Source organism: Saccharopolyspora mangrovi (assembly GCF_035320975.1).
In the GTDB taxonomy this organism is placed as follows: Bacteria; Actinomycetota; Actinomycetes; order Mycobacteriales; family Pseudonocardiaceae; genus Saccharopolyspora; species Saccharopolyspora mangrovi.
Window position 1 is genome coordinate 59,642 of record NZ_JAWLNX010000029.1, and the last position, 13,112, is coordinate 72,753.

At 71.0% G+C, this 13,112-nt stretch carries 9 protein-coding genes; 3 read left to right on the forward strand and 6 right to left on the reverse strand.

What is annotated here, in order from left to right:
• Nucleotides 1-54: 54 nt before the first annotated feature.
• The 3 genes from R4I43_RS29370 to R4I43_RS29380 all read right to left on the reverse strand — a co-directional run bounded on the left by R4I43_RS29370 (nucleotide 55) and on the right by R4I43_RS29380 (nucleotide 4,141).
• The gene (locus R4I43_RS29370) at nucleotides 55-1,446 is read right to left on the reverse strand and encodes an FAD-binding oxidoreductase (RefSeq protein ID WP_407691336.1); all 1,392 of its coding nucleotides are present in this window, start codon (nucleotides 1,444-1,446) and stop codon (nucleotides 55-57) included.
• 236 nt (nucleotides 1,447-1,682) lie between these two features.
• Nucleotides 1,683-2,948, reverse strand: coding sequence for an SLC13 family permease (locus R4I43_RS29375; protein WP_324268948.1), 1,266 nt, complete (start codon nucleotides 2,946-2,948; stop codon nucleotides 1,683-1,685).
• Between the two features lie 2 nt (nucleotides 2,949-2,950).
• Nucleotides 2,951-4,141 (reverse strand): pyridoxal-phosphate-dependent aminotransferase family protein, encoded by a 1,191-nt coding sequence (locus R4I43_RS29380; protein ID WP_324268949.1) that lies wholly within the window; start codon nucleotides 4,139-4,141, stop codon nucleotides 2,951-2,953.
• Nucleotides 4,142-4,310: 169 nt separating this feature from the next.
• Between R4I43_RS29380 and R4I43_RS29385 the strand changes: the two genes are divergently transcribed.
• Complete coding sequence (locus R4I43_RS29385) at nucleotides 4,311-7,196, forward strand: FAD-binding and (Fe-S)-binding domain-containing protein (protein WP_324268950.1); 2,886 nt, start codon at nucleotides 4,311-4,313, stop codon at nucleotides 7,194-7,196.
• Between the two features lie 3 nt (nucleotides 7,197-7,199).
• Here the strand turns inward: R4I43_RS29385 and R4I43_RS29390 are convergent, their stop codons facing one another.
• From R4I43_RS29390 to R4I43_RS29400, 3 genes are all read right to left on the reverse strand, one after another.
• Nucleotides 7,200-8,138: an NAD-dependent epimerase/dehydratase family protein gene (locus R4I43_RS29390; protein WP_324268951.1), complete on the reverse strand. Its 939-nt coding sequence runs from the start codon at nucleotides 8,136-8,138 to the stop codon at nucleotides 7,200-7,202.
• Nucleotides 8,139-8,298: 160 nt separating this feature from the next.
• Nucleotides 8,299-8,502, reverse strand: a complete 204-nt coding sequence (locus R4I43_RS29395) for a cold-shock protein (RefSeq protein WP_093422519.1) — start codon at nucleotides 8,500-8,502, stop codon at nucleotides 8,299-8,301.
• Nucleotides 8,503-8,820: 318 nt separating this feature from the next.
• The gene (locus R4I43_RS29400; RefSeq protein WP_324268952.1) at nucleotides 8,821-10,014 is read right to left on the reverse strand and encodes a Glu/Leu/Phe/Val family dehydrogenase; all 1,194 of its coding nucleotides are present in this window, start codon (nucleotides 10,012-10,014) and stop codon (nucleotides 8,821-8,823) included.
• Nucleotides 10,015-10,524: 510 nt separating this feature from the next.
• Here R4I43_RS29400 and R4I43_RS29405 point away from each other — a divergent pair.
• Together R4I43_RS29405 and R4I43_RS29410 are read left to right on the forward strand one after the other, a co-directional pair.
• On the forward strand, nucleotides 10,525-11,346 hold the full coding sequence (locus tag R4I43_RS29405) for a hypothetical protein (protein ID WP_324268953.1): 822 nt from the start codon (nucleotides 10,525-10,527) through the stop codon (nucleotides 11,344-11,346).
• Nucleotides 11,347-11,424: 78 nt separating this feature from the next.
• Entirely contained in the window at nucleotides 11,425-13,023 is a 1,599-nt protein-coding gene (locus R4I43_RS29410) for an amidohydrolase (protein ID WP_324268954.1), read from the forward strand.
• The last annotated feature ends 89 nt before the right edge of the window (nucleotides 13,024-13,112 follow it).

Here is a 13,112-nt window from a genome sequence, read left to right on the forward strand (position 1 = left end):
CCCCGCGGCCGGGCGGCCTCGGGCCCGGCGCGGGGGGGGCCCCCCCCCCCCGACTCAGGGCAGGACCCGGGTGGGGTTGAGGATGTCGTTGGGGTCCAGGGCGTGCTTGATCGCCCGTGACGCCCACAGCCCGGCCTCGTCGAGTTCGCGGCCGAGCCAGTCGCGCTTGAGCTGGCCGATGCCGTGCTCGCCGGTGATGGTGCCGCCCAGGTCCAGGCCGAGCTGCATGATCGCGTCGAAGGCCTGCTGGGCGCGGACGGTCTCCTCGGCGTCGCCGTCGTCGAAGGCCACCACCGGGTGCATGTTGCCGTCACCGGCGTGACCCGAGCACAGCACCTGCACGCGGTGCTGCTCGGCGATGCGCTGCATGCCCTGCACCAGGTCGACGAGGTGGCGGCGCGGGACGCAGACGTCGTCGATGAGCAGCGCCTTGCCGAGCTTCTCGTGGGCGTCGCCGACCAGGCGGCGGGCCTGCATCAGCATCTCGCCCTCGGCGGCGCTGTCGGAGACCACGACCTCCGCCGCTCCCATCGCGCGGGCCACCTTCTCGAACGCCGCGAGGTCGGCGGGGGCCTCGTCGCCGCGGTCGGACTGCACCAGCAGCATCGCGGCCATGCCCGCGGGGAAGCCGAGGTCGGCGATCTGCTGGACCGCCTTGACCGAGGAGGCGTCCATGAACTCCAGCACCGACGGCCGGTGCCCTTCGGCGAGGTAGCCGGAGACGGTGCGGGCGGAGTCGGCGACCTCCGGGAAGAACGCGACGGCGGTCAGCGGCTGGGCGCTGGCCGGGCGCAGCGCCACGGTCACCTCGGTGACCACGCCGAGGGTGCCCTCGGCCCCGACCATGAGCCGGGTCAGGTCGTACCCGGCGACGCCCTTGGCGGTGCGGCGACCGGTGCGCATCACCCGCCCGTCGGCCAGCACGACCTCCAGGCCGCGCACGAAGTCGCCGGTCACGCCGTACTTCACGCAGCACATGCCGCCGGCGTTGGTGGAGACGTTGCCGCCGATGGTGGAGATGCTGCGCGAGCCCGGGTCCGGCGGGTAGAACAGGCCCTCCTCGGCCACGGCCGCGGCGAGCACGCCGTTGACGACGCCGGGCTGCACCACGGCCAGCTGCTCGTCGACGTCGATGTCGAGGATGGCGTCCATCTTCTCCAACGACAGCAGCACGCAGCCGTCCAGCGCGTTCGCGGCACCGGACAGGCCGGAGCGCGCACCCTGCGGGACCACCGGCACCCGGTTGTCGTTGGCCCACTTCAGCACCGCCGCGACGTCGCTGGTCTCGCGCGCCCGCACGAGCGCGGCCGGGGTTCCGGCCGGGCAGAAGGTGGCGCGGTCGCGGCTGTGCGCGGCCAGCACGTCCGGGTCGTCGAACACACGGCCTTCAGGCAGCAGCGCCCGCAGCGCGTCGGTGGAGATCATCGCCTCGTCTCTTCCAGGCATCGAACACAGGGCCTACCACCGCGAATCTAGACCGCCGAACACCCCGATCCCACCCGGAGTGATTTTCTCCCCTCTTCCTCCTCCCCCAACCCCGCCCGGTCGCGCAACCCCGAATACCGCCGTTCTCGGGTTCCCGATTGCGGCCGTTTTCGGGGTGGGCACGGATTACTCCGGTAATCGGAGGTCGGATTACCGGAGTAATCGGGGTGCGGTGGGCGGGATCGGACGTGGATCGATCAGTTGATGCCGGGGAGGATCATGGTGAACCAGACGACGACCGGGGCGAGGACGACCATCGCGCCGCCGTAGAGGGCCAGGCCCTTGAACACGGAGTCGCGCTCGGCCTCGCGGGAGTTGGCGAGCATGATGGCGCCGCTGGTGGAGAACGGGCTGATGTCGACCACCGTGGAGGCGATCGCCAGGGCCGCGACCATGCCCGCCACGCCGACCTGACCGGCGGCCATCAACGGCACGGCCAGCGGGATCAGGGCGCCGAGCAGTCCGGTGGAGGAGGCGAAGGCCGAGACCACCGCGCCGATCAGGCACAGCAGGAACGCCGAGAGCAGCGGGACGCCGATGCTGCTGACGGCGTGGCTGACGTAGTCCACCGTGCCCAGCTCCTGCAACACGCTGACGTAGGTGAGCACACCGCAGATCAGCAGCACGGTCGGCCAGGTGACGTTCTTGACGGCGTCGCGGTGGGCCTGCGGGGAGATGATGCCGAGCACGACGGCGACGGTGATCGCCACCAGCCCGATGTCCAGTTCCAGGAACAGGGTCAGCACGACCATCGTGAGGATGCCCAGCAGGGTCAGCGCCTTGTCGCGGCTCATCTCCACCCGCGCCAGCAGGGTGTCGTCGCGGGCCGCGCCGGGCACGTCCGCCGGCACCGGGCTCTCCGCGGTCTTGCGGCCGCCGAGCAGCACGAACGCGATGGCGGCGAAGACCAGGTTGAGCACGAAGCTGGCGAAGAACAGGAACAGCGGGCTGCCGTCGAGCTTGCTGTCGTCGACGACGCCGTTGACGATCACGCCGAACACCGAGATCGGCGAGAAGCCGCCGACCATCGTGCCGTGCACGACCATCACCGACATCAGCAGCGGGCTGATGCCGTGCTTGGCAGCCAGCCCCATCGCCACCGGGGCGATGATCGCCACCGCTGCGGGCGGCACCGCGCCGATGGCGGTCAGCAGCGCCGAGACCGCGAGCATCACCCACGGGACGAGCGCGAGCCTGCCGCGCACCAGCTGCACGGACCGGTACACCAGCCAGTCGATGGTGCCGTTGGCGCGGGCGATGGCGAACAGGTAGGTGACGCCGACGAGCACCATGAAGATCTCGCCGGGGAACCCGGCGAGGATGTCGTCGGAGCTCATCCCGCCCGCGAGGGTGCCGACGAGGAACGCGGCGGCGAAGGCCAGCGCTCCCATGTTGACCGAGAACACGCCGGTGATGACGAAGATGGCCACCAGCGCCAGGATCGAGATCAGCTCGGGGGACATGGTCACTCCCCCGATCTGCCGGTCAGCTCGGCGATCGCGGCGGTGACCCCGCCCGGTTCGTGCGGGACGCCGGCCAGCCCCAGCCCGGCTTCGACGACGCCGAGCGTGCCGAGCAGGGTGGCGTCGTTGAACGCCCCGAGGTGCCCGATGCGGAAGACCTTCTTGGCCACTTTGGACAGTCCCGCGCCCAGCGAGGTGTCGAAGTGCTCCAGGATGACCTCGCGCAGGCGGTCGGCGTCGTGCTCGGGCGGCATCAGCACCGCGGTCAGCGCGCTGCTGTGGTCGGTGCCGGGCGTGGTTCCCGGGTCGCGGCAGAGCACTTCGAGCCCCCAGGCGCGCACTGCCGCTCGGGTGGCCGCCGCGTGCCGGTCGTGGCGCGCGCAGACCTCGTCCAGGCCCTCTTCGAGGAGCATCGACAGCGCTTCGCGCATCCCGAAGAGCATGTTGGTGGGCGGGGTGTAGCGGAAGTAGCCCTGCTTCCCGGCGCTGAGCAGCGGCTGCCAGTCCCAGTAGGCCTTGGTGAGCTTCGCCGACTGCGCTGCCAGCAGCGCCTTGGCGCTGATGACGTTGAGGCCGATGCCGGGCGGCAGCATCAGGCCCTTCTGCGAGCAGCTGATGGTGACGTCCACGCCCCACTCGTCGTGCCGGTAGTCGATCGATCCCAGCGAGGAGATCGTGTCGACCAGCAGCAGCGCGGGGTGGCCGGCGGCGTCGATGGCCGCGCGCACGGCGGGCACGTCGCTGACCACTCCGGTGGAGGTCTCGTTGTGCACCACCGCCACGGCTTTGATCCGGTGCTGGGTGTCGGCGCGCAGCCGCTGCTCGATGGCGTCCGGGTCGACGCCGCTGCGCCAGTCGCCCGGGATCGTCTCCGGTCGCAGGCCGAGCGTGGTGGCCAGCTCGGACCACAGCTCGGCGAAGTGCCCGGTCTCGTACATCAGGACCTCGTCGCCCGGTGAGAGCGTGTTGACCAGGGCGGCTTCCCACGCGCCCGTTCCGGAGGACGGGTAGATCACGACGTCGGCGGAAGTGCGTGCCACGGCGCGGAGCTTGTCGAAGACCTCCAGGGCGAGGTCGGCGAAGTCGGGGCCCCGGTGGTCGATGGTGGGGTTGGCGATCGCGTGCAGCACCCGGTCGGGAACGTTCGTCGGGCCCGGGATCTGCAGGAAGTGGCGGCTGCTGGCAACGGACATTCGATCCTCCACGGTGAGGACGCTCTTCCGGCATGTGAAAACCACGTCTCGGTGGGTTGAATTCTGTAGACAGCAAGCCGATCATGTCAAGTGGCTCACTTCCGCCTTGACAACAGTTCTAGCTGGTCACCGCCGTGACAACGGCCGGAAAACGCTGGAAGGAATCGCAGTGCGCAACGCCGCCACCGCTGGACTCGCCGCCGAACTGGCCCGGAACCTGGACGGAAACGTCCGCTTCGACGACTACTCCCGCCACCTCTACTCCACCGACGCCAGCATGTACCGGGTCCAGCCGGTCGGGGTCGTCTTCCCGCGTCACGCCGAGGACGTCGCCACCGCGGTCCGGTTGTGCCGGCAGGCCGGCGTCGCCGTGCTGCCGCGCGGGGCCGGGACGAGCCACTGTGGACAGACCGTCGGCGAAGCCGTGGTGCTGGACTTCTCCAAGCACATGAACCGGATCCTGGAGCTGGATCCGCAGCGCCGGGTGGCGCGGGTGCAACCCGGACTCGTGCAGGACGAGCTGAACCTCGCCGCAGGCGAGCACGGGTTGTTCTTCGCGCCGGACACCTCCACCAGCAACCGGGCCACGCTCGGCGGCATGATCGGCAACAACTCCTGCGGTTCCCGCTCGGCCCGCTACGGCATGACCATCGACCACGTGGAGCGGCTGGAGGTCGTGCTCTCCGACGGCACACCGGTGTCGCTGGGCGAGCTCTCGGCGTCCGAGCTCGCCGCGAAGTCCACTTCGGACACCCTGGAGGGCCGGATCCACCGGCGGCTGCCGGAGATCGTCGAGGCCGCCCGCCCGGGACTGGCCGAGCAGACCCAGCAGTTCTGGCGGCGGGCAGGCGGGTACCGGCTGGACCGGTTGGCCGAGGGACCGTTCGACCTGGCCAAGTTCGTCGTCGGCGCCGAGGGGACGCTGGTCACCGTCACCGAAGCGGTGGTGCGGCTCGTGCCGAAGCCGAAGGCGACCGTGATGGTCGTCGGGCACTTCGACTCCACCGCCGCCTGCATCGCCGGCACCGACGCGGCGATGCGCACCGGGGCCGCCGGGATCGAGATGGTGGACAACTTCATCCTCGACCTCGCCCGCAAGTCCCCGCAGCACGAGCACCTCTTCGGCGCGCTGGAAGGAGATCCGCGCGCGCTGATGTTCGCCGAGTTCTACGGCGACACCGTCGAGGAGGCCCGCGCGGGGGCCGAAGCGCTCGTGGCGGCCTGGCGCGCCGAGGGGCACGGATACGCGACCCGGCTGGCGGCCACCGACGCCGAGCTCGCACCGCTGCGCGCGCTGCGCAAGTCCGGTCTCGGACTGCTGATGGCCGCGGGGCGCTCCACCGAGCGCTCGGTGGCGTTCGTCGAGGACACCGCGGTGCCGCCGGAGCACCTCGCCGAGTACACCGCGCGGTTCGCCAAGATCCTCGACAACCACGGGTTGCGCGCCGGGTTCTACGGGCACGCCTCGGCCGGGTGCCTGCACGTGCGGCCGTTCATGGACCTCACCCGCCCCGACCAGGTCGCCACCATGCGCCAGGTCGCCGAGGAGGTCTGCGACCTCGCGCTGTCCTACGGCGGGGTGAACTCCAGCGAGCACGGCGACGGGTACGCGCGCAGCGAGTTCAACCGCAAGATCTTCGGCGACACCGTCTACGAGGCGATGCGCGAGGTCAAGGCGCTGTTCGACCCGGACGGCATCATGAACCCCGGCAAGATCGTCGACGCGCCGCCGATGACCGAGAACCTGCGCGAGCCCACGATCCCGGTGGCCGCACCGCTGGAGACGCACTTCGACTTCACCCGCTACGGCGGGATGCGCGGCGAGGCCGAGCGCTGCCAGCGCATCGGCGCCTGCCGCAAGCCCGAGACCTCCGGCGGGGCGATGTGCCCGTCGTTCATGGCCACTCGCGACGAGGAGCACTCCACCCGCGGCCGCGCCAACGCCCTCGTGCTGGCGCTGTCGGAGCCCGACCCGCGCGCGGCGCTGGGCGGCGAGCGGCTCAAGGAGGTGCTGGACCTGTGCCTGGAGTGCAAGGCCTGCCAGCACGAATGCCCGATGTCGGTGGACATGGCCACGCTCAAGAGCGAAGCCCTGGCCCAGCACCACGAGCAGCACGGGACCGATCTGCGCAGCCGGATCTTCGGCGCCACCCGGCGGCTCTACCGGCTGGGCGCGATGGTCGCGCCGCTGAGCAACGCGCTCGCCGCCCGGAAGCCGGTGCGGGCGCTGCTGCAGAAGGTCGCCGGCATCGACAGCCGGCGCCCGCTGCCCGCGTTCCGCCGCGACGACCTGCTGCGCTGGAACCGCTCCCGGCCGGCGACCCCGACGGCGCCCGGCATCACCCCGGGCGAGCGGGGTGATGTGGTGTTCCTGGTGGATTCGTTCACCAGCCACACCGAACCCGCCATCGGGCGGGCGGCGATCCGGCTGCTGGAGCACGCGGGCTGGCAGGTGCGGGTCGAGGCGCAGGTGTGCTGCGCGCGTCCGCAGATCTCCAAAGGCCTTCTCCCCCAGGCGAAGAAGGTCGCCGGGAAGCTGGTGGCCGAGCTCGCGCCGGAAGCCGAGCGCGGGGCGCGGGTCGTGGGGTGCGAGCCCTCGTGCGTGTCGACGCTGCGCGACGAGCACCCGAAGCTGCTGGGCGACTCACGGGTGGCAGGCAGCGCGAGCCTGGTCGAGGACCTGCTGGTGGAAGCCCTCGACGACGGCGCGCTGAAGCCAGGTCCGGGACCGGAGAAGGTGCTGTTCCACGGTCACTGCCACCAGAAGGCCGTGCTGGGAACGGCGTCGTCGGCCCGGCTGCTGCGGTACCTCTCCGAGGTGGACGAGCTCGACGCCGGCTGCTGCGGCATGGCCGGTTCGTTCGGCTTCGAGACCGAGCACTACGAGGTGTCGATGCGCATCGGCGGGCAGCGCCTGTTCCCCGCCATCGACGGGTCGCCGGACGCCGCCGTCGCGGCCACCGGGGTCTCCTGCCGCCAGCAGGTCGCCCACGGCACCGGCCGCGAGGCCAGGCACCCGGTCGAGCTCCTCCACGACGCCGTCTTCGGGCGATGAACCTCAGGAGGGCCAGAGGCCGAACATCGAGGCGAAGCCCTCGCGCCAGCTCGGCCAGGTGGGCTTCCAGCCGAGGGTCTCGCGGAGGCGGAAGTTGGTCGCGCCGCGCTGCTCGGTGAGCTGGTGCACGGTCAACCAGTCCAGCTGGGACTTGGCCTGCTCGGTGGTCAGCGTGACCGGGGCGGGGGCGTCGGCGAGCCGGGCGTAGGCGGGCAGCCATTCACTGGCCTCGGCGGGTTCGTTGTCGACCACGTTGAACGCGCCCGGGTCACCGCCTTCGAGCACTTCCAGGATCACCCCTGCGGCATCCTCCACGTGGGTGAAGGAGGTGAGACCGACGCCGTCTCCGACCAGCGGCAGCTCGCTGCCGACCACGCGCGCGTGCACGTCACCGCCGGGCGCGTACTGGGTGTCCGGGCCGTACAGGGCGCCGTAGCGCAGCGACACGCCTTCGATGCCGGAGCGGGTGAACAGCTCCTCCTCCGCGGAGGCCAGCGCCCGGACCATCTCGCCCCAGCTGCCGGGCGCGTCGATCCACAGCGGCGAGTCCTCGTCGAGCACGTCGTGACCGTGCGGGCGGTAGGCGGCGGTCATGCCCTGGGCGATGAACCGCCGGGCACCGGCCGAAACGGCGGCGTCGAGCAGGTTCTTGGTGCCGCGCTCGCGGAGTTTCGCGGTGCGGCGCAACGCCTCCTGCGGATCGGCGGCGCTGAAGGCCGACGTCTCGTCGATGACGACGTCGGGCGCGGCGCGGCGCAGCTGTATCCGCAGCGCATCGGGATCGAGCAGGTCGGCCGCGACGACCTCGTCGACGGTCGGCCCTTCCAGCCGGTCGACTCTGCGCGCCAGCGCCGTCACGTGATGACCGCGCTCCCGCAGCAGCGGAAGCAGGGTCTTCCCGACCACACCGGTCGCACCGGCGACAACCACACGCAGGGGCATTCCCCGAAACCTCGCATCTGGTCAAACGTCAGCGAGCCCCGAGGCTACCCCGGGATCCCTTGCCCCATCGGGTGAAACTCGCCGGTGATCGGCGAGAGGAAGATCATCTGCGACGAGCGGCGGGCCGGCGGACACGACCCGCCACCCGTCCAGACGAAGATCAGACCGTGCGGATACCCGCCGCCTGCGGACCCTTGGGCCCCTGGGCGATCTCGAACTCCACTCGCTGGTTCTCCTCCAGCGTGCGGAAACCGGTGGCGTCGATGGCGGAGTAGTGGGCGAAGACGTCAGCTCCACCGCCGTCCGGGGTGATGAACCCGTAGCCCTTCTCGGCGTTGAACCACTTGACCGTACCGCTAGCCATTCCTTGTTCTCCCGTTTCTGCTAGCCGGGGTCAACACTGCGCAGACCCCTGGTTGACAGAGCTGATCACCGGCAGCGCGCGGAGCCAGGCACCACGGCACAAAAAAAGCGCCTGCGTTCTGGCAGGCACTTTCCCAGTACTGCAAGGACCAAAACCGCAACCACAGGTCACGCTAGCACCGCGGTTGCGCGTTGTCACACGTTGATCGCAGGCGGTCAACATGAGACCGTATCCGGTCCGCCACAGGACTTTTCGAGTTTCAAACAACTGGGCCGTCGCGGTCCCCGGGCCGGGTGACCCGGGGACCGCGCAGCGTCGTCACGGGATGCTCAGCAGCGCCTGCCCGCTCTCCTCGGCGGCCCTGTTCTGCTCGGTGCGCTGCTCGGCCAGCATCAGCGCAGCGTCGCGCGGGGTGTGCCCCTCGGTGTCCCACGCCGCCAGCAGCAGCGGGATCTTGGCGAGCATCTCCTCGCGCAGCACCTGGAAGGACAGCACCGGGTCGGCGTCGACGCGGCCCAGCAGCAGCCACCAGGCCCACGCCGCGGCGCCGGCGTTGGCCACGAAGTCCGGGATGACCGGGATCCCCCGGGTGGACAGCAGCTCCTCCGCTTCGGGCGTCACCGGGTTGTTGGCCGCCTCGACGATCACCCGCGCGGCCACCTCCGGCACCTGGTCGGTGCCGATGGCGAAGGACACCGCGGCCGGGATCAGCACGTCGACCTCCTGCGAGAGCACCGCCTCGCGCGGCAGCAGCTCGACACCGGCCGGCACCTGGTCGCGGTCGATCTCGCCGAAGCGGTCTCGGGCCTCCAGCAGAGCCGGGACGTCCAAGCCGTCCGGGTGGTAGAGGGTTCCGGCCGCATCGGCCATCGCGACCACCTTCAGCCCCGCCTCGTGCAGGTAGAAGGCGGCGCCGCCGCCCATCGTGCCCACGCCCTGCACCGCGACGGTGGTTTCCTGGTGGGCCCAGTCGCGGGCGTGGACCACTCCCAGGCAGCACTGCGCGACGCCGTAGCCGCCGACCACGTCGCCCAGCAGCAGCCCGCCCGGCACCGGCGCGTTGAGCCCGGCGCGGACCCGGCGCAGCGTGCGCTCGACGTCCGGGGAGCGGCGGATCGCGGCGTGGTAGGACTGGTGCATCCCCAGCTCCTCGAACGCCTCGTCGATCAGGTGCTGGGGCACGCCGAGGTCCTCGGCGGTCACCCAGTGCGCGTCCAGCCACGGACGCATCGCCTGGAGGTAGCGCCGGAGCACGCCCTTGGCCTGCGGGTCCTTCGGGTCGCAGTCGATGCCGCCCTTGGCACCGCCCACGGGCAACTCGAACACAGCGGTCTTGCGGGCCATGCCACGAGCCAGGTGCTCGACTTCTTCCATCGTGCAACCGGCACGCATCCTGGTCCCGCCTGTGGCGAGTCCCGACACCAGGCTGTGCACGACCAGGAAGCCGTTGCAGCCGGTGACCGGATCCGTCCAGGTCACCTTCATGAGCGGTTCGCCGCCGACGAGTCCCATGGGCGATACCTCCTTTCAGAGCGCATACGAGACGAGTAACGCGATCGGGCTACGACGAGATAGGGCGGATATCCGCCCTGGTCTTCGTCGAAGCCCGATCAGATGTCTGCTAACTGGATGTGCGTGGTCTCGGGGAGAGGGTCCACAGACCGGGCCGGACGCGGGAGGTGGTCGAACTCGGTTCGCACAAGAACCACCTCCCGCGTCCGCCCGAATAGCTCGAAGCTAAGGGCGGGGAAGTGAGATTGTCAACAATCGTCGGTTCGGACAACCGTTACGACGTCGGAACGGTTGCATGACGGGAGGTAAAACGGGCGTATCCGGTTGCTGCGTAACGAGATCAACTCACCTGCCCCCGCCGGAGCCGCGTTGGTTCTAAGCTTCTGTTCGAAGGCGCTCGTGATGCCTTCACCCCCGGCTCTAAATCCGTCATTCCGGAACGAATGAGACGGGTTCGAGATCGGGGAATGGCGTGCACCGCCCCGCTGCACGACTGGAAGGATGGGAGTCATGAGTCAACCTGAGCCGCCGGGATCGCTGGACGAGGCCACGCAGCAACAGCTGATCCAGGAGATCGGCCGGGTGATCGTGCGCGCGCTGCCGCCCGGGTGGCAGGAGTCCACGACGGAGTACCGCGCGATCGGCGGTCACGTCGAGACCGTGAGCCGGTTGATCGCGCCCAACGGCAGCGCCATCCCGCTCGCCACCCCGTCCGAGGTCGCCGACCTGTTCGGACGGCTGCGGAACGGCATGTACCAGCCGGACCGGGGGGCCTGGGTCAGCGCGGTGTACCGGCTGCAGCGGCCCGGGAGCTACGCGGTGGACTTCAACGGCGACCGCGAACCCGACTGGCAGTCCCCTCCCCCGCCTTCGGCCTACGCCGAGGAGCATCGGTCGTACCCGCGCCCGGCCGAAGCGACGCCGCAGTGGCTGTCCGGCAGCCCGGCCGAACCGGCATCGGCGGCGCCGTCGCTGCGCACCGCCGAGGTCTTCGACGACCGCGGCAACCCGATCACCGAACGCGCCGAGATCGGCCGCGCGGAGGCCGACCGGGTCGCCGAGTACCTGGAGACGGCTCCGGTGGTGCTGGCCGCGCGCAGCTACGACAACGACCGGCTCGACCCGCAGCGCACGGCGTCGGTGCCGATGACCTTCCACACCGACGGCAGCTGGATCTGGCCGGGCGCGGTGGGCTACTACCTGCGCCAGCACGGCGTGGCGCCGGAGCCGGAGCTGCTCAACCACATCCGCGCGCGGGGTTTCCAGCTCCCGGAGGTCACCGAACCGCAGCGCGAGCTGGCGGTCTCGGTGATCACGGGCGAACGCTCCTAAGCCGTTCGTCCTGTTCGACCGGTCGGTTCGGCGGAACTGGCCGGTCCGCTGGGGCGCCCGGCCTGCGAGAATCAGCTCATGGCTGATGAGGTGGCCTTCGTGGACGGCCCGGTGGCCACCATGAACGCCGCGCGCTCGTTCACCGATGCGGTGCTGGTGCGCGACGGCCGGATCGCAGCCGTGGGCAACCAGGCGGTGCGCGAGCGGATCCGTCGCCGCACCGAGGTCGTTCCGCTGCGCGGTCGCCTCCTGCTGCCCGGGTTCCACGACGCCCACGTGCACCCGGTTTTCGGCGGGATGCTGCGGTTGCGCTGCGACCTGTCGCAGGCCACCGACGGGGCTGACTGCCTGCGGCTGATCGCCGAGCACCTCACCGCCCACCCGGATGCGCCGTGGCTGCTGGGCGGGGGTTGGGACGTGGCGCAGTTCCCGGGTGGGACGCCGACCCGCCGGGCGCTGGACTCGGTGACCGGCGACCGGCCGGCCTACCTGGTCAACCGCGACCACCACGGGGCGTGGGTGAACTCGGTGGCGCTGCGGCTGGCGGGCATCGACCGGCACACGCCCGATCCGCCGGACGGGCGCATCGAGCGCGATCCGGCCGGCCGCCCGGACGGAACCCTGCACGAGGGCGCGACCCGCCTGGTGGAGCACGTGCTCCCGGCCGCCGATTCGCAGCAGTACCTCGACGCGCTGGCCGAGGGGCAGCGGCACCTGCACGCGCGCGGGGTGACCTCCTGGCACGACGCGATCGTCGGCCCCTACCTCGGCTACCACGACCTGCTGTCGACCTACCTGGCCGCCGACGACCGCGGGTTGCTGACCGGCAAGGTGCGCGGCGCCCTGTGGTGGGACCGCGATCGGGGCCCGGAGCAGATCCCGGACCTGCTGGAACGCCGCAAGCGGGCGCGGGGACGGCGTTTCCGGGCCGAAACGGTGAAGATCATGCAGGACGGGGTGTGCGAGAACGCCACCGCCGCGCTGCGGCTGCCCTACCTGGGGCACGAGGGCAGCGGCTTGTCGTTCGTGTCCCCGGCGGTGCTGGCGGAGGTGGTGCCGCTGCTGGCCGCCGAGGGCTTCCAGCTGCACTTCCACGCCGTCGGCGACCGCGCGGTGCGCGACGCCCTGGACGCGGTGGCGGCGGGCGGTCGCGAGCTGCGGCACCAGATCGCGCACGTCCAGGTGGTCCACCCGGGCGATGTCCCGCGGTTCCACGAGCTGGGGGTGGCCGCGACGATCCAGCCCCGGTGGGCGGTCAACGACCCCGCGATGACCGAGCTGACGGTGCCCCGGCTCGGGCACACCCGGGCTTCCCGGCAGTACCCGTTCCGCTCGCTGCGCGCGGCGGGAGCGGTGCTGGCGGCCGGCAGCGACTGGCCGGTGTCGGAGGCCGATCCGATGCTCGGCGCGCACGTGGCGGTCAACCGCTGCGAGCCCGGTGCGGACGATCCCCTCGGACCGGAGGAGTCCTTGCAGCTGGTCGACGCGCTGGCGGCGTGCACGATCGGTTCGGCGTGGGTGAACCACGTCGAGCAGCACACCGGGACCGTCGAAGTGGGCAAGGCGGCCGACCTGGTGGTGCTGGACACCGACCCGTTCTCGTTGCCACCGGAGGAGATCGCGTCCTGCGGGGTGGACCTGACGATGGTTGACGGGCGCACCGTGCACCAGCGGTGATCTCGGCCTTGGGCCGGCCGGGCGATGTCGCGTCCCGTTCGTGTGCCAACTCGGGCGAGGCATTGGCGGCGGTCAGCGCGACTGGTTGC

Coding starts and splice junctions, on each gene's coding strand:
- R4I43_RS29370 (WP_407691336.1), bottom strand. CDS start 1,446: ATGCCTGGAAGAGACGAGGCGATGATCTCCACCGACGCGCTGCGGGCG.
- R4I43_RS29375 (WP_324268948.1), bottom strand. CDS start 2,948: ATGTCCCCCGAGCTGATCTCGATCCTGGCGCTGGTGGCCATCTTCGTC.
- R4I43_RS29380 (WP_324268949.1), bottom strand. CDS start 4,141: ATGTCCGTTGCCAGCAGCCGCCACTTCCTGCAGATCCCGGGCCCGACG.
- R4I43_RS29390 (WP_324268951.1), bottom strand. CDS start 8,138: ATGCCCCTGCGTGTGGTTGTCGCCGGTGCGACCGGTGTGGTCGGGAAG.
- R4I43_RS29395 (WP_093422519.1), bottom strand. CDS start 8,502: ATGGCTAGCGGTACGGTCAAGTGGTTCAACGCCGAGAAGGGCTACGGG.
- R4I43_RS29400 (WP_324268952.1), bottom strand. CDS start 10,014: ATGGGACTCGTCGGCGGCGAACCGCTCATGAAGGTGACCTGGACGGAT.
- R4I43_RS29405 (WP_324268953.1), top strand. CDS start 10,525: ATGAGTCAACCTGAGCCGCCGGGATCGCTGGACGAGGCCACGCAGCAA.
- R4I43_RS29410 (WP_324268954.1), top strand. CDS start 11,425: ATGGCTGATGAGGTGGCCTTCGTGGACGGCCCGGTGGCCACCATGAAC.